The sequence below is a fragment of the Scytonema hofmannii PCC 7110 genome, assembly GCF_000346485.2.
Lineage (GTDB): Bacteria > Cyanobacteriota > Cyanobacteriia > Cyanobacteriales > Nostocaceae > Scytonema > Scytonema hofmannii.
The window spans coordinates 7,969,979-7,986,883 of record NZ_KQ976354.1 but is presented as its reverse complement, the minus strand read 5'-3'; the positions used below and the strand labels follow the sequence as shown (position 1 = coordinate 7,986,883).

Genomic DNA, 16,905 nt, shown 5'->3' with positions numbered 1-16,905 from the left:
GAAGTCAAGAGTGTTCGCTTCCTACTTATCTCCATAGGTATAGATAAAATAGTTATCAGTCAATTTGACTTCGGCATTAAATCCAGCTTGTATCAATTTATCTAATAACTGTTCGGGCTGGTAGAAAATTTTCACAATTTGAAATTCTTGTCCATCATTTAACTTCCGTTTAATATAAATGTTACTGTCATGAATCAGCACATGATTTTTGGCTGTTGATGTTGGCTCAAAACGGGAATCAATGATAAATAATTTTCCACCAACACGTACTGATTTATAAACTTTTGCTAAAAATGAATCGAGCAATTCTGGTGGTACATGAGATAACCAAAAAGAGAAAAAGACTAAATCATATTCTGTATCTGGTTCCCAGGTAAATAGATCGACTTGTCGATATTCGACGTTAGTAGCAGCACTTAACTTGCTACGATTAATTTCAATACACATTTGTGAGGCGTCAAGTGCAGTAATCCGCTTACCAAGCTTTAAAAGTTCCTGTGTCCAAATACCTGTACCACAAGCTAATTCTAAGGCAGTTTCTACTGTGCCAATCTGGTACAGTGCATTTTTCACTACAGCAACTTCATTGAACCAACGCTGATTTATTTCTGTACCGCGATCGTAGCGTCCAAGTCTTTTGAACCATTCATCGTATTCGTTTGCTCTCGCATTGTAGTAGGCTATTTGCTGTTGAATAATTTTATCTATCCAGGACTTACGCATTGACAAATGAGACAATAAATGCAGTAATAAAAAACCGAAAAACATCGGCGATGCCTACGGCGAGCTACGCCTACGCTAGTCCGTAGGAGACTGGAAAGATGGATAATTTATCTTGTCTCGATTGAGGGTATGGGCAATTAGAGTAACTACCAAGCCATCCACGGCCAAATGCGATTTAAACACTTACACTCTGTTTTTACTGGCGGAATCGAAATATCCAGGCTGCACACGTTTAGCAGAAATCATGGAAGATTTGTCTCATGATAGTGTCAACAGATTTTTGTTACGTGAGCAGTATGAACCATTAGATTTGTTTAATGAAGTTAAGCCGCATATCAATTTGGTAGGTGGCACATTAAGTGGAGACGATACGGTAATTGACAAGGCTCATAGTGAAAAATTAACAGAGTTAATTGGTTATTTTTATTCGGGACGGCATCATCGTACAGTCAAAGGAATTCAGCTAATTACCTTGTATTACACCGATGTGTCGGGTAAGTCTGTACCAGTAAATTATCGCATTTATAACAAACAAGATGGTAAAACAAAAAATGACTACTTACGAGAAATGATTACTGAGGTTTTGGAGTGGGGATTGGAGCCAAAGATAGTGACTACTGATGCTTGGTATTCCAGTCAGAAAAACTTGAAGTTCCTAAAAAACCAGGAATTAGGGTTTTTAACTGGGATAGCTAAAAATCGTTCCTGTTCAGTCGATGGTAAAAATTTTATCCAAGTCCAAAATCTAGAAATTCCCGAAACTGGTTTAATAGTGTATCTGAAAAAGTTTGGGCAAGTGAAAGTATTTCGGAGAGATTTCAAAAACGAAGCTCACAGATATTACATCATGTATGTACCTGACCTCGATGCACTTTTTTCAATATCTATGGCAGAGTTTAAAGAATTACATTCAATTCATTGGGGAATTGAATGCTACCATCGAGCTATTAAACAAGTGTGTGGAATTGAGCGATTTATGGTGAGGACATCTGCGGCAATTAGAACTCACTTTTTTAGTGCTATCCGCGCCTTTACCCAATTAGAATTAATGAGAATAGAAGAGTTAATTGAAAACTGGTACGAAGTCCAGAGAAATTTGTCTCTTCACGTAGCTCGTGACTTCATTCTAGAACACCTTAAACAACAGGTAGGCTTGAATGCACATAGTCAATTTTCTGTCAATGCGTAAGTCCTGCTATCATAGCTCGTCATCAAATGTAACACTTCTTAATAGAGCGATTGTTTCTCGATCTTGCTTTTGTCGCTTATTCATGTGAATATTATCTCAACAATTTAAATACGGTAATTGGTTAAGTTTACCGTAATATAGGTTTTAATATTAAAGGTAAAAGCACAATATATGTTGACAAAGCTCTTGCCAGTCAGATATTTGGGAATTTTTAGTAGCTTATTGCAGAGACTATCTAGAGTTCGTAGATTTGTTTTATTCTTGACGCTGGGGCTAAGCCTGAGTCTTGCTGTCTTTGTTTTTTCTCCCACCAACACAGGTAACGCTCCGCTGACGCTAGCACAGAATCCAGCAAGTCAAGACGTTGTGGTTCGTATTGGCTATCAAAAAGCAGCAACTATTCTCAATGCCATGAAGGCAAAAAAAGATTTGGAGAAAGCTTTGGCTGCTGGTGCTAAAGTGACATGGACAGAATTTCCAGCCGGTCCGCCGATGTTAGAGGCTATGAATGCTGGAAGTATTGATTTTGGATACACTGGTGAATCACCGCCTATATTTGCCCAAGCCGCAGGTACTCCCTTGGTTTACGTTGCTTACGATCCTTGGAGTCCGAAAGCAGAAGCGATCGTTGTGCGGAAAAATTCACCTATTAAAACTGTAGCGGATCTTAAAGGGAAAAGAGTGGCTTTTGCAAAAGGCTCAAATACTAACTACCTAGTCGTAAAAGCATTAGAAAAAGCAGGATTAAAGTATAGCGATATCAAGCCAGCTTTTCTCACACCTCCCGATGCTCGTGCAGCTTTTGAGGGTAATAATGTGGAAGCGTGGGCTATTTGGGACCCCTATTTGGTTGCTGCTCAAGCTGCGACAGGCGCACGAACTCTAACTGATGGAACGGGACTCGTATCGAATCGTGGTTATTATCTTGCAGCCAAATCTTTTGTTCAGAAGCAACCATTAGCGTTGAAAACAGTTCTTGCTCAGGTGAAAAAAATCAGTGACTGGGCGCAAAAGAATCCTACGGATGTTGCGAAATTTCTCTCTCCAGAATTGGGTATTGATGCTGTTGTATTGGAGGTAGCAGAAAAGCGGCGCAAATATGGGGTGCTACCGATAACAAAAGAAGTCATCGCCGGACAACAGCAAGTAGCTGATGTTTTCTACAAAATCAAGCTATTGCCAAAACAAGTTGTTGTCAAAGACATTGTTTGGCAAGGTAGTTAAAAATAACAAGCGGAAAGGATATAAGTGTCAATACTCAGTAAAGTAAAGAGAGGAAAGGTAGGGGGATAACTTTATACTGTCTATCCTTCCCACCGATCCAAAATTACCCGTTCAGCCGCAATAAAAAGTACGGTAATTTAATCAAGTTATCGTACTTTAAGTACAGTCTCCCACACTTGTCCTTTTAGAGCAAGTATTTTTCTACAAACTTAAGAATATAATTAGAAGCATTACTTTTTGACTCTAACGATACTCTTATCAATCGCAATGCAGCAATCAGTAGACAAAGAGTTTTCCCAAGTTCCTATCATTGATGTCAGTGCGCTAGTTTCTGGAACTGGTGACAAATACACAGTAGCGACTCAGATTGGACAAGCATGCCGTGAGTGTGGTTTCTTCTACATTATTGGGCATGGAGTTGATGAAGGACTGCAGCAACGTCTGGAACACTTTAGCCGACAATTCTTTGAACAGGATGTGGAAACTAAACTAGAGATTGGCATGAATGTTGGTGGTAGAGCATGGCGGGGATATTTCCCTGTGGGAGGCGAATTGACCTCAGGTAAGCCAGACTTGAAGGAAGGTATATATTTTGGTGCAGAACTTGAGGAAAACCATCCACTTGTCAGAGCTAATACCCCAATGCACGGTCGTAACCTTTTTCCATCAAGTGTTCCGCAATTGGGAAAAACTGTGCTTGAGTATATGGAGGCAATGACTAAACTAGGACATAGGCTGATGGCTGGTATTGCTCTTAGCCTAGAATTAGAAGAATCTTACTTTAGCGATCGCTACACAACAGACCCACTGATATTATTTCGTATTTTTAACTATCCTCCTAACCCGTCACTATCTGAGGAGAAACGTCAGTGGGGTGTGGGGGAACATACTGATTACGGTGTATTAACTATCCTCAAGCAGGATAATGCAGGTGGATTGCAAGTCAGGTCGAAGTCTGGCTGGGTAGATGCGCCACCTATCCCTGGCTCATTTGTATGCAATATTGGAGATATGCTTGATCGCATGACGCGGGGGCTGTATCGCTCAACACCCCATCGCGTATTGAATTTGTCGGGACGCGATCGTCTGTCATTCCCATTCTTCTTTGACCCCAATTTTAATGTTGAAGTAAAACCAATTGAACTGGAAGAAGTGATGGCGTGCGACGATAAAAACGAACGCTGGGATAAGGCTAGCGTTCATGCCTTTCGCGGAACGTATGGAAATTATTTGTTAAGTAAGGTGTCTAAAGTGTTTCCAGAGTTACGCCAAACAGTGCTATAAAATTCAAGACCTTCCAGCAGGGACTCCAAAAATAATTAGGAATGGGCGATTGACCAGTAACCAATCACAACAGAAAACCACTACTTTTCATTAGGGTAAACCGTACTAAGTACAGAAATAAGATGATTTTTTTCTCCTTTATAATAAAGTTATGTCAGAAAGAAAACTATTAGTCAAAACTCTTCATTTATTCACTCACAATAATATTTTATTTCTTCCCCCTATTCCCTACTCCCCACTCCCCACTCCCTTATTAAAATGATTGCAAATACTGTTTCAATACCAAAAACGTCTTCTGTACGAGAACCGAAATTATGGATGCCAGAACGAGTGTTGTTTACACCAGCTGCTCTTGATGAACCCTGGGGACAGCAAATTCTTCAACGGCTCCAGTCTTACAATTTACCCATTGAAGAGTTACCACGAAATCGCCTCACAGGTTTGCGTGGTGAATCGGAACGTGAAACTTATGATATCGCCAAGCGTACTCTTGCAGTTGTGACGGCTCCACCCAGTTCCTTCAAGCTAAGCCCCATCCCACCATCAGCTGATTGGCAATTCCACATTGCAGAAGGTTGTCCGGCGCACTGCCAATACTGTTACCTAGCCGGAAGCTTGCAAGGTCCACCCGTTATTCGCGTGTTTGCTAACTTACCTCAAATATTGAAGAACTTGGCAGCATACGAGCAACCAGGTAAGGCAACATCTTATGAAGCGAGCTGTTATACCGATCCTTTGGGTATTGAACATCTCACAGGTAGTCTTGCTGAGTGCATTCGTTATTTTGGAACTCGCGAACGCGCCTATTTACGTTGCGTATCCAAGTTTGATGCAGTCGATGAACTTTTGAAAATGCAGCACAACGGTCATACCCGCTTTCGGATGAGTATAAATGCTGCTCCTGTTTCCGGTCGTTTTGAGGGAGGGACTGCATCAGTACCATCACGACTTATGGCATTGCGGAGGTTAGCATTACCATATGAGCGAGGTGGTGGCGGTTACCCTGTGGGTTTAGTCATTGCGCCAATTATGCTTCTAGATGATTGGCAGTCCTCTTACGATCGCTTGTTTGACCAGATAAGTGAAGCGTTAGATTTTGATTGCGACCTCACTTTTGAACTGATTTCGCACCGCTTTACACCAGGGTCAAAAGAAGTTTTGCAAACTTGGTATCCTCAATCAAAGCTAGACATGGATGAGGAAAACCGCAGTGTTAAACGAAATAAGTTTGGTGGAACCAAGTATGTTTATGAAGCTGACACAATGAAGACTTTACGCCGCTATTTTGAAAATGAGATTCAACGGCGTTTTCCAAAAGCCAAAACTCTTTATTGGACTTAGAGTGAGTCAAACGTAGTCAGTTGGCTACACTTGTCCTTTGAGAGCAAGTATTTTTCTACATACTTAAGAATATAATTAGAAGCATTACTTTTTGACCCTAACGATACTCTTATCGATCGCAATGCAGCAATCAGTAGACAAAGAGTTTTCCCAAGTTCCTATCATTGATGTCAGTGCGCTAGTTTCTGGAACTGGTGACAAATACACAGTAGCGACTCAGATTGGACAAGCATGCCGTGAGTGTGGTTTCTTCTACATTATTGTATTAACTATCCTCAAGCAGGATAATGCAGGTGGATTGCAAGTCAGGTCGAAGTCTGGCTGGGTAGATGCGCCACCTATCCCTGGCTCATTTGTATGCAATATTGGAGATATGCTCGATCGCATGACGCGGGGGCTGTATCGCTCAACACCCCATCGCGTATTGAATTTGTCGGGACGCGATCATCTGTCATTCCCATTCTTCTTTGACCCCAATTTTAATGTTGAAGTAAAACCAATTGAACTGAAGGGAGTGATGGTGAGCGACGATCAAAACGAACGCTGGGATAGGGCTAGCGTTCATGCTTTTCGTGGAACTTATGGGGATTATTTATTAGGTAAGGTGTCTAAAGTGTTTCCGGAGTTGCGCCAAACAGTGCTATAAAATATGTTGAAGTACATAGTTTGAGAAAAAAGCTGGGTCGTTCTTCAAAAAGAAGTTAAAATGAAAAAACTGCCCTCAAAACCTGATTATTTCTAATTTAATTTGGTGGTAAATATTGAAGTAGTGTGGATCGAGCATACTTCCACATTCGCTCAGACAATACGTGTCCCTGGTTCTCCTCAATAAAGTAAGTAAACTTATCCTCCGCCCCATACTGCTCATAAGCCTTCCTGATAGTTTCGACAGCTTTCCTGACCTCGATAATTGGACTGTGTCTATCCTCTGCGCCAAAGTTAAGGTGTAGAGGACGAGGAGCAATAAGCGCTGCAATATCCGGTGTATCTCCGTATTGACTTAAACCAGGGATAACAATAGCGAAGCCAGTAATAAGACGAGTTCGATGAATTGCTGAGTAGGTTGGTAGCGAACAATTTCCAACAAGACATTTAAGTCGTGGTTCCCATGGACCAACAAGCCATGTGGAAATAGATCCAAGCGAATGACCGTAGCAACCTATTGCGTCAGCATTGACATCAGACCGCGAGCACAAGTAGTCAATCGCTCTACGCATATCCAGTATATACTTCCAAGCAAGACTCTTCCCATTGACGAGGTAGTGTAAGAAGACAAAGCGCTCAAAATCACCCCCTCGAAGAATAGGATCTTGTCGTTCCTCAAAGCATAAAGCATCCGGACAAAGTACAACATATCCTTCGCGTGCTAAGGCTACACCTGTGAAATGTGCTGAGTCACCTATAAAACCTGCAGGTTCACTCTTGCCTATTGTCCAAATGTTATTATGCTGATGCCAGACTGCAATTCCTGGAGCAGGGGACTTAGACGTCACGCGATCGGGGATAAGAACATATGCAGAAACGCGCTCTCCTAGTTCGACCTGATATGTGACTTTTTCAATTCGATATCCTTTGCGAACTATTGAGTCTTCTATTACTGGATCGAGCGGACAAAATTCGGGCCAATCTCCTCCCAGACAGCTAAGAAGGTTTTCGCGAAAGTCTTCTGAATCCCTCATAAAAACCTCGTGAGGTTATGTAAAGTATCATATTCTACATTCTTATCAACAGAGGTAAAAAACCGGGTTACTTGGCAATGGTACAAACTATAACCTTGATTTTTCTTCCAGAAACCCGGTTTTTGAAGTTCGTGCAAGATATAAATTACTCAACCACGATTTTTACTTACTTCTAGTATTGCTTGTTATTCCACTGATACAAACACACTCATTATGAGAATGCTCCACAAGGGAGATAAAAACAAGCTCAAGTGTCATGTTGAAATGCACAACTTTCTCGCAAATCTTTAACTACCCAATTATTGCGAAGAGTGAAGGCTATTGTATAGCGATACCCAGCATTGACTTCAACAGGTTCTAACTCCTTAAGATCCTCGGTAGGTGTATCGTAAAAGCGCAAAGAAGCCGAGCCTTGCCAAATCTCAGAAATAGCTGTATCTTCAGGCTTTGCTCTGGTCAGTTCGTACACAGCAGGGTAGTTTTCTCTCCCAGCCTCTAGACTTGGGAAGTGGCGCATGGTAATTACAGGAGCACTACCAAAGACGGCTACAGGACGTGCTGAAGCTTCATTTTCTATTTGCACAACCCCTTCTGCCAATCGTCGATCTTTAACAGCTAATGTCCCCGCAAATACACCTCCCGATCTTAAGGGGGCCGAGGCTTTGGAAGGAATATTAAAGGTACGAGTGGTGTACACTGAACCAATCTTCTTAGGATAACCCTGAATTAATCCGCGCATTAGTGAAGCATCTTGATCGACATAAATGTAGGGGCAATACATCACTGACTGCCCTTCGTAGTTAGCATGAACCAGCAACAAAAACTCATGGTATTGGCTGCGGATGGGATCGAGGAGTTCATCTCCCTCATCACTAGTAAATTGCCAATCCACGAAATTAGCAGTGCAACGTCCAGGGTTTGTTAAAGAAAGTTCAAGCCCTGGAGGCAATAGAGCTTCTACTGCCTCAGGTTTAGCCCAAAAGTCAATTGCTAAGAAATTACCTACATAATGCCAAGGAGGTGAAGCGACAATCCCAGCCTTACCACGAGGAGAGAAGGGCATACTGTAGCCAAATACTTTACTCACAAAGGTACTCCTTTATTGTGTGATAATTATTGTATATCATGGATACATGAATACATTGTATACAATTTAATTATGTCTACCCCTTTGTCCAATAGAGCAACTACTACACCTACACTTATTGCTGAAGTATTACGTGGGGCAATTGAATCAGGTGAACTAGAACCAGGTCAGCCCTTGCGTCAAGAAGAACTTGCCACTCGGTTTAAAGTCAGTCGTATTCCAGTACGTGATGCTCTAAAACAACTTGAAACTGAAGGTTTAGTAGTGATTTACCCCAATCGCGGAGCTTTTGTTGCAGACCTTAACCCAAAAGAAATTCTAGAGGTTTACGAGATCCGTATTTTACTTGAAGTGGATGCACTACGCCGTGCTCTACCCAAGCTTAGCCCATTAATATTAGATCGTGCCGAAGCAATACTTGAGCAAATGGAGCGAGAAGCCAATCCAGTTCAATGGAGCGAATTGGATGATACATTTCATACTGCCCTTTACTTGCCAGCTGAACGTCCCAAGCTATTGGAACTAATTGGGCAACAACGAACAGTAGTCAACCGCTTTTATTTTTTGAACCAGCCTTTAGCAGGAAGTATAAAACAGTGTCACCTTGAGCATCGGCAATTATTAGAAGCTTGTCGTCAAGGAAACTTTGATAATGCACGCGCAGCCCTTGAAAGTCATCTTGAAAGCGCTGCTCAAACGGTAGCTCAAAACGCCCAACAACGAGAGCAAAACAGAATTCAGCAATTACGTAATACTTTAAGGAAAAAAATTTAATCTCCCCTTTGACAACACGTGTCTGGTGGTTCTCCTTAATTGTAACCAGACTGGAAATAGTTCCATCGTTTAGAGGTGGCATAAGAGCGCTATAGCAATTACCAGCCCTGAACTAGCAGCATTGGAAAGCAGTTCTTAACTCATTTGTATGCAATATTGGAGATATGCTTGATCGCATGACGCGGGGGCTGTATCGTTCGACACCCCATCGCGTATTGAATTTGTCGAGACGCCATCGTCTGTCATTCCCATTCTTCTTTGACCCCAATTTTAATGTTGAAGTAAAACCAATTGAACTCAAAGCAGTGATGGCGCTCAACGATAAAAACGAACGCTGGGATAAAGTTAGCGTTCATGCCTTTCGCGGAACTTACGGAGATTATTTGTTAGGTAAGATGTCTAAAGTGTTTCCGGAGTTGCGCCAAACAGTGCTATAAAATATGTTCAGGTACATAGTTATTGGTCAACAGAAGGATTACTGACAAACCCACTCCCTCTCTCCCTCACTCCTCATCACAACCAGGGATGGCGCGGTGGATTCACCTGATTGAGGAAGTAATTACCAACAGCATAGTATTTCCACCGCACAGGGTCGTGTAGAGTGTGAGTTCGAGCATTACGCCAGTGGCGATCTAAGTTATATTCTTCTAAGGTGGACTTGGTTCCGGCTAACTCAAACAGCTTGTTGGTGGTTAAAATAGCAGCCTCTGTTGCTAGTGCTTTTGCTTCAGCAACAGCAACTGAAGCCTCTGCCACACTAGTATCTGTTGGGTCTGCGATCGCGCGATCGATATACTCACCCGAACGCCGCAGCAGTTGTTCGGCGGCATGAACTTGGATCGTTAAATGACCAACGTTATATATAGATAGCGGATCTTCGTAGCCATGCTCTACTGTAGAATCAATCCAAGGACGGGTATAATTGCGAACGTAATGAATTGTATCTCTCAAAGCTGCTTTGGCGATACCGACATCCACTGCTGCTTGGATAATTTGGGCGATTGGTCCTTGGGTTGTCGGACGTTCAAATGCTAAGTAGTGAGGAATTACCTGTTCTGCTGACACTTGTACATTCTCAATGATAGTCGTGCCACTGGCGGTACTTCGCTGTCCAAAACTGCTCCAGTCATCAATGACAGTCAAGCCAGGTGTACCGCTTTCTACTATAGCAATGACTGTTTTGTCATCATCATTGCGAGCAATCACCGGAATCCAGTCTGCTACCAATGCTCCGCTAGAGTAGAATTTCCGTCCGTTAAGAACGTATCCAGAGCCAGACTTTTGTAAGCGAGTCTGTACGTCGTTCACTGATTTAGTGCCAATCTCAGAGAAGGCGTTGCCAAATCGCTTGCCTTGCAATATCAAGTCAAAGAAAAAACGCTTTTGGTCTTCCGTACCATCCAATCGAATGGATTCCACAATATACAAGTGATTTTGAGGGATTTGTCCCAAACTAGAGTCAGCTTCAGAGATAATTTTAGTCACCTCTGCCAAAGTCACATTTGACACAAAAGAACCACCATATTCCCGAGGAACTGTAATTCCCCACAGTCCACTTTGAGAGTACTTGTTTACCTCGTTGAGGGGTATTTGTCTTTGCTTATCTCGCTCAGAGTCACCTTTAACGAATTCAGCTGCTAATTCATGGGCAATTTTAATTGCTTCTCGATCGTCACGAATCACAAAGGCTTTTTGATGAGTACGAGTTACAAATGTCATGTCTTCCTTTCTTTCTTGTGTTGTTGTGATAAACTACCCCACCGCCTATGGAATGGAGAATTGTCAGGAATTCGTTAAACACTTACCAAATAGTCAGATGTACGACGATTGGTTTCAATCTCGTGTACCAGAGGAATCACACTACGACCAAATGCTGCTAAGTCATCGCTATAATGCAGAAAACCGCCAAGAATCAAGTCTACTCCTACCTCGTAGTATTGGCGAATCTTTTCAGCAACCTGTTCTGCTGTACCAATTAAGCCTGACTTAAAACCATCGTTGTACTGCACCAAGTCTTCAAAATTGGAGTTTGCCCACATTCCCTCTTTTTCATGAGTGGAAGCTCCTGCTTGCTTTACCGCTACGCCAAAGCCCTCAACAGCTTCTTTATCTGCACGGGCAATAATCTCATGCAACACATCATAAGCTTCTTTTTCGGTGTCTCGTACCAAGATAAAGGCATTTAGCCCAAACTTGACCTGACGCCCTTCCTGACGTGCTAGAGCAGACACTTCTTGAATCTGCTCTCGTACACCTTCAATGGTGTTGCCATTCATGAAATACCAGTCCGAAACACGAGCTGCCATGCGTCGTGCAGCTTTGGAATTACCTCCTTGGAAAATTTCTGGATGTGGATTTTGATTAATTGGTCTAGGTTTGACCCAGCCGCCATTAATGCGGTAAAAATCACCCCGGAAGAGGAAATTATCTTCTGTCCACAAACCTTTGAGTACACGGATGAATTCCTCAGATCTTCGATAGCGTTCATCATGTTCTAACCACGGTTCGCCGTAAATCGTGAATTCACCTTTGAACCAACCGCTAACGACATTCAAACAAAAGCGACCATTAGAAATGAAATCAACTGTGGACCCCATCTTAGCAACTACACCCGGATGCCATAATCCTGGATGAACTGCGGCAATTAATTTCAATCGTTGGGTAACAGGTGCTAAAGCAGCTACTGTAGTCAGCGCCTCTAATTGATATTCAGCACCGTAGCTGGCAATAAATCGCGCTTGTGCTAAGGCATAGTCAAATCCCACTTGTTCAGCAGTTTGAGCCAGTTGAGCATTGTAATCAAAAGTCCAATCTGTGCGCTGGGGTATTTTACTGACAACTAATCCCCCACTCACATTAGGTACCCAATACGCAAACTTAATATCCATAATTCGCACCTCTATTTTGTAAAAATTTTGTTAAGCTAGTGTGCGTTTCAATTGCATAAATACTCGTTGTCGTGGTTGAGTGTTAACAGTTTTATCTAATCCAAGTGCTACTTCTTGGCGCGACAGCTTAACATAACGTGAGTTCTGGGCAAAAGTAGCAGCAAGTATAATCTACAGGTAGTTTCAGAGCTTGCAAATCTAGCTAAACCTCATACAGCAAAATTACCATAAATTTAAACTTTTTATGTGCTTATTAATACTTAAAAACTAAAGTACAGTAAGTTCACCAATTTACTGTACTTTTACTGTACGTTACCTTATCATAGTTTTTGATTGAAAACAAGTTAGGGACTTCTAAATAAAAAATATCCCAAAATTTACTGTGGTGCGGGATTGATGCCGACTGAACGTCATGGATGACTCCTTTTTATTAAAATCGCTCAACCCAAGGTCGCAATTCGACTTCCCATGTCCAAGCATTGCGAGGCTGACGCAAAATGTTGAGATAAGTTTGAGCAATTGCATCGGGATCGAGCAAGCTATCAGGCTTGTCATCTGGTTCCTGACGTGTATCAGAACGGATTGAGCCATCAATGATGAAATGTGCCACGTGGATATTTTGAGGAGCCAGTTCACGAGCAATGCTTTGAGCTAAACCTCGTAGGGCAAATTTGCCCATTGCAAAAGGTGCAGACTGAGGATAACCTTTAACGCTAGCGGAAGCACCTGTAAAGAAAATAGCTCCTCCACCCAAAGTTAACATACGTTTGGCAGCCGCCTGTGCTATTAAAAAACCTCCATATGCTGTAATCTCTAATGATTTAGCGACTTCAATTGGATCGAGTTCAATGAGTGGAGCCGCTATTCGCAAGCTAGGATTATAAACAACTACCGTTGGTACTCCCAACTTTTGTTCGACATCATTGAATAGTTGGTTGACCTCATCCGGTTTAGAAGCATCACAGGCAAAACTCATAGCTCCAATATCTTGAGATAATGCACTGAGCTTATCAATTCGCCGTGCTGCTAAAGCAACTTTTATCCCTTCGGCTGCAAACAGGCGGGCTAAGGACGCACTGAGTCCACTACCCGCGCCAACGATTAATGCGGTAGTTGTCATTTGCTGATTGTTCCTCGATTTAAGAATCAATACAGTCGATTACTGGATTTTTTACTTTTTGCCAATAGCCATTGTATGGGAATTTTTACTAGGATTGCTATAGTAAATCTATTTAATAAGTGAAACCAGCGTTTGTACGAGGAATTGATTTTGCTCATTAGTACCAATAGTGATACGTAATTTATCATCCAATCTTGGCTGTTGGAAATAACGCACTAAAATCTTGCGTTCCTTTAACCTTTGAAACAGTTCTTCTGCATTTACCTCTCTTGGTTGCACTAGTAAGAAATTTGTTTGAGAATCCCAAACACGAAAGCCCAATTGTTTCAACTCGATTGCTAGCTTTGTTCGTGATGCTTTAATCTTTTCTATACAAGCATTTTTATAAGCTTGGTCATTCATCGCCGCCACCCCAACCGCGCAGGCGATCGCATCAACGTTATAGCTATCCTTTACCTTATACAATGCACTGAGCAACTTAGGGTTTGTGATCGCAAATCCCAACCGCACACCCGCCAATGAGTAGCCTTTGGAAAGGGTTCTGAGTGAGATAACATTTTCAAATTCTTGAGTTAAATCTAATGCATTTTCTTCAGCAAAATCTACATAGGCTTCATCGATCGCTAAAATTCCTGATAGATGAGTTGCAAGCTTCCGGAGATCGTCTATAGGAACCATATGCCCTGAAGGACTATTAGGGGATGCAATAAATGTTACAGAGCCATTCACGGCAATCAGTTCCTCAAGGGGTAAACGGTAGTCCTCACTATAGGGAATTTCAACACTTTCTGCAGCTTGCATCTGGGTCAATGTACGATATAGCACATATGTTGGCACTGGATAGACTACCTTGCGCCCTGGTTCTGCACAAACTCGCATCACAACACTCAACAGTTCATCACTTCCATTTCCAGTAATAATCCAATCAACCGGAACTCCTAAAGCTTGACTTGCTGCTTGTCGAAACTCCTGTGCAAACGCATTTGGATATCGTCGCAATAATTCCCCATCAAAGTTTCGCAGCACTTCCATAACTGTAGGAGAGGGAGGATATGGGTTCTCATTACTGTTGAGTTTAATAATCTTGGCACTGGGTTCGATCTGCTCGCTGGGGGTATAAGCAGGCATTAAGTCAATATTAGAGCGGAAATAATTTGTCATTTCCCAGCTTTATAGTATTTGTTAGGAGAACATTTTCAATCTTAAATCCTTAAGCAACATTGGAATATCATCTGGAAAACGAGCGATCGAGTCAGCACCGTTAACCTTTAACTCTTGTTCAGTCCCCTAACCATAAGTCACGCCAATCGAAGCAATATTATGTTGCTTTGCGCCATCCAAAGAATTTAGAGCTAGTTAGAAAAAACATTAGAGAATCGTGGGATATTGAGGTTGAGGATTCTGCTCGATGTCTTGCCGTTACTGGTTAAGGCGATTAGTGATGAATATTCCTCTTGTGTGAGGTTAACGATGTACTTTTCTGCCATTTGTGGATACCGGGATTTTCTACTAGTACCGCACAGCGTAAATAAAGTACCCATCTTTTACGACTCAAACATTTGGTCAAATTTAGGTTTTGACATGGGTACAGGACTTAAGCCAATGTGTACTAGTTTCTCAGTAACCTGGACACCTGTCAAAATCACTGTGGTGAACTACTAGTATCTGTTTTTAAGACGAGAGCGTGTACTTTTGATCTTTCTAATTTTTTCTCCTACCCCCAGTTATTGAGCCGATACATATCAAAAATATTCGGTTGCTTTCATCTGACGCAGTGCGAGGAATACACTTCCAAGGTGTAGCGATTGGGAGAAAGTGCCGTTCTCAATCAACTTGAACAGTTCGTCGAGCCGAATAAATTTAAAATCCAACACTTCATTATTATCATGTGACGGTTCTCGTACACTAGCGGTATCGTAGCAAATGAAGCTATGAATCCGGTTAGTTTGTCGCGCAGGGTTCGCGAAGCTTGACCCGACAAGCTCAAAATGAGCGGCTGAACAGCCAGTTTCCTCAAGCAATTCCCGCTTTGCTGCCTCAACCACAGAGGTGTCTGTTTCCTCAACTTCACCGCAGGGAAGCTCGTAGCATACAATCCCAGCCCCATGCCGATATTGCCGTGTTATCAGAACTTCAGACTGCTTGTTAATAGCGAAAATGTGAACCCATTCTTTTGCCTCTATTACATAGTATGGTTCAATCGTGTGCCCTTCAGGTGTCAAACAGCGGTCTGCTCTAAGCGTGAGCCACCTGTCGGAATGAATGTACCGAGATTCAAGAGTTTTCCAGGGACTGACACCCATATTTTTTTATCTCCATAATAAAAAATGATACTTTGAGTGGCCACCTATGATTGATATCGCACGTCAAATTATGAGTAAAAGCACAGTTACTTACATTCTTTGTTATTCTTCAGGGGTGCGACTCTTTTAGGAAGACAGAAAATAGGGTTTAGACAGGTATTGCAAGAGGTGGAGGGGTAATAGAACAACGAGCTTGAATCACTTGCTTCATCAGAGGAATAGCACCTCGGTCTCGATTTAATCCTAGCTTTTCACTAGTTACAAGCTAATTCCGTCAAGTCGCTTTTTGACTGGCTATACTACTCTGGAAAGCTTGTCATCTATTACTCCTTTATAATATACCGTATCCCTACTGAGAAAAACCCGCTCTTTTTGACAAGGATTGCGCGTTTTGTATAGATTAGTGCGTCCCCCGTCCTCCCTTTTTTATTATCATTCTTATACAGAGCAATTTCTATATTAAGATGTATTGACAAAATACACTTGTTTTTAACTTGTTACGAATGATATTAGCGCGGAAATAGTTCGTCATTTCCCAGCTTTGTAGTAGTTGTTAGGAGAACATTTTCAATCTTAAATCCTTAAGCAACATTGGAATATCATCTGGAAAACGAGCGATCGAGTCAGCACCATTAACCTTCAACTCCTGTTCAGTCCCATAGCCATAAGTCACGCCAATCGAAGCAATATTATGTTGCTTTGCTCCAATGATATCGTGTAAGCGATCGCCCACCATAACTGTAGCAGAGGGAGAAAGCTGTTCTTTCAGTAAGATGTGGTGAATCAAATCACCTTTGACACTTCGAGTTCCATCAAGTTCACTACCATAAACGCCATCGAACAATGGTGACAAGGCAAAATGCTCAATAATACGCGTAGCATAGATATACGGTTTTGAAGTCGCAACAAAAGTTTTATAGCCAGCAGAGCGAATAGTTTGTAAGGTTTCTGGAATTTGAGGATAAAGCGAATTTTCAAATAACCCAACTGTGGAAAAGCGACTGCGATAAAGTGAAATTGCCCGCTCAAGTAGCTTGTCTTCTGAGGTGTTCAGTAACTGTGAAAAACTATTTTTCAGTGGAGGACCAATACACCAATGCAAGCGATCGCCATCAGGTGGTTTGTAACCCATTTCAGACAGAGCATACTGAATGCAGCGAGTGATACCAAGCTTGGGATCGGTTAATGTCCCATCTAAATCAAAAAGAACAGCTTTGGAAAGCATTTTCATAGATAGATATTTTTAGTGACTCGATCTATGTTCATTTTGATTCTACTTCCTTGCTCGGTAAT

The 16,905-nt window shown here is 41.9% G+C and carries 15 protein-coding genes and 1 pseudogene; 7 read left to right on the top strand and 9 right to left on the bottom strand.

The genetic code is table 11. The annotated features are described in order from the left end of the window. Nucleotides 1-21: 21 nt before the first annotated feature. Nucleotides 22-723: a class I SAM-dependent methyltransferase gene (locus WA1_RS33600; RefSeq protein ID WP_066613432.1), complete on the bottom strand. Its 702-nt coding sequence runs from the start codon at nucleotides 721-723 to the stop codon at nucleotides 22-24. A gap of 136 nt (nucleotides 724-859) precedes the next feature. Between WA1_RS33600 and WA1_RS33595 the strand changes: the two genes are divergently transcribed. The 5 genes from WA1_RS33595 (at nucleotide 860) to WA1_RS33575 (ending at nucleotide 6,407) form a co-directional block, all read left to right on the top strand. Continuing rightward, nucleotides 860-1,912, top strand: a complete 1,053-nt coding sequence (locus WA1_RS33595) for an IS701 family transposase (RefSeq protein WP_066613377.1) — start codon at nucleotides 860-862, stop codon at nucleotides 1,910-1,912. A gap of 171 nt (nucleotides 1,913-2,083) precedes the next feature. After that, nucleotides 2,084-3,136, top strand: a complete 1,053-nt coding sequence (locus WA1_RS33590; RefSeq protein ID WP_017743664.1) for a sulfonate ABC transporter substrate-binding protein — start codon at nucleotides 2,084-2,086, stop codon at nucleotides 3,134-3,136. Between the two features lie 267 nt (nucleotides 3,137-3,403). Beyond that, nucleotides 3,404-4,420, top strand: coding sequence for an isopenicillin N synthase family dioxygenase (locus WA1_RS33585; protein ID WP_017743665.1), 1,017 nt, complete (start codon nucleotides 3,404-3,406; stop codon nucleotides 4,418-4,420). A gap of 258 nt (nucleotides 4,421-4,678) precedes the next feature. Further along, nucleotides 4,679-5,761 (top strand): spore photoproduct lyase family protein, encoded by a 1,083-nt coding sequence (locus tag WA1_RS33580; RefSeq protein ID WP_033335211.1) that lies wholly within the window; start codon nucleotides 4,679-4,681, stop codon nucleotides 5,759-5,761. 91 nt (nucleotides 5,762-5,852) lie between these two features. Next, nucleotides 5,853-6,407 (top strand): 2OG-Fe(II) oxygenase family protein, encoded by a 555-nt coding sequence (locus WA1_RS33575; RefSeq protein ID WP_272819291.1) that lies wholly within the window; start codon nucleotides 5,853-5,855, stop codon nucleotides 6,405-6,407. A 97-nt stretch (nucleotides 6,408-6,504) separates the two neighbouring features. On the opposite strand, the gene WA1_RS33570 is transcribed toward WA1_RS33575, so the two are convergent. Next, nucleotides 6,505-7,440: a dienelactone hydrolase family protein gene (locus WA1_RS33570; protein WP_017743668.1), complete on the bottom strand. Its 936-nt coding sequence runs from the start codon at nucleotides 7,438-7,440 to the stop codon at nucleotides 6,505-6,507. 247 nt (nucleotides 7,441-7,687) lie between these two features. Then, the gene (locus WA1_RS33565) at nucleotides 7,688-8,527 is read right to left on the bottom strand and encodes an acetoacetate decarboxylase family protein (RefSeq protein WP_026134679.1); all 840 of its coding nucleotides are present in this window, start codon (nucleotides 8,525-8,527) and stop codon (nucleotides 7,688-7,690) included. Between the two features lie 72 nt (nucleotides 8,528-8,599). On the opposite strand from WA1_RS33565, the gene WA1_RS33560 reads away from it, so the two are divergent. Next, a complete protein-coding gene (locus tag WA1_RS33560; RefSeq protein WP_017743670.1) occupies nucleotides 8,600-9,301 on the top strand; it encodes a GntR family transcriptional regulator in 702 nt (233 codons plus the stop codon). A 149-nt stretch (nucleotides 9,302-9,450) separates the two neighbouring features. Beyond that, nucleotides 9,451-9,738: pseudogene (locus WA1_RS33555) on the top strand (2OG-Fe(II) oxygenase family protein); the annotation flags it as partial. Nucleotides 9,739-9,814: 76 nt separating this feature from the next. On the opposite strand, the gene WA1_RS33550 reads toward WA1_RS33555, so the two are convergent. The 6 genes from WA1_RS33550 to WA1_RS33525 form a co-directional block, all read right to left on the bottom strand. Continuing rightward, nucleotides 9,815-11,020, bottom strand: coding sequence for an SfnB family sulfur acquisition oxidoreductase (locus WA1_RS33550; protein WP_017743672.1), 1,206 nt, complete (start codon nucleotides 11,018-11,020; stop codon nucleotides 9,815-9,817). Between the two features lie 74 nt (nucleotides 11,021-11,094). Then, the gene (gene sfnG, locus WA1_RS33545) at nucleotides 11,095-12,189 is read right to left on the bottom strand and encodes a dimethylsulfone monooxygenase SfnG (RefSeq protein WP_017743673.1); all 1,095 of its coding nucleotides are present in this window, start codon (nucleotides 12,187-12,189) and stop codon (nucleotides 11,095-11,097) included. Between the two features lie 430 nt (nucleotides 12,190-12,619). Beyond that, complete coding sequence (locus tag WA1_RS33540) at nucleotides 12,620-13,309, bottom strand: SDR family NAD(P)-dependent oxidoreductase (protein ID WP_017743674.1); 690 nt, start codon at nucleotides 13,307-13,309, stop codon at nucleotides 12,620-12,622. Between the two features lie 108 nt (nucleotides 13,310-13,417). Continuing rightward, entirely contained in the window at nucleotides 13,418-14,470 is a 1,053-nt protein-coding gene (gene hisC / locus WA1_RS33535) for a histidinol-phosphate transaminase (RefSeq protein WP_017743675.1), read from the bottom strand. A 581-nt stretch (nucleotides 14,471-15,051) separates the two neighbouring features. Continuing rightward, complete coding sequence (locus WA1_RS33530; RefSeq protein WP_017743676.1) at nucleotides 15,052-15,612, bottom strand: NUDIX hydrolase; 561 nt, start codon at nucleotides 15,610-15,612, stop codon at nucleotides 15,052-15,054. 553 nt (nucleotides 15,613-16,165) lie between these two features. Continuing rightward, nucleotides 16,166-16,843: an HAD family hydrolase gene (locus WA1_RS33525; RefSeq protein WP_017743677.1), complete on the bottom strand. Its 678-nt coding sequence runs from the start codon at nucleotides 16,841-16,843 to the stop codon at nucleotides 16,166-16,168. Nucleotides 16,844-16,905: the final 62 nt, after the last annotated feature.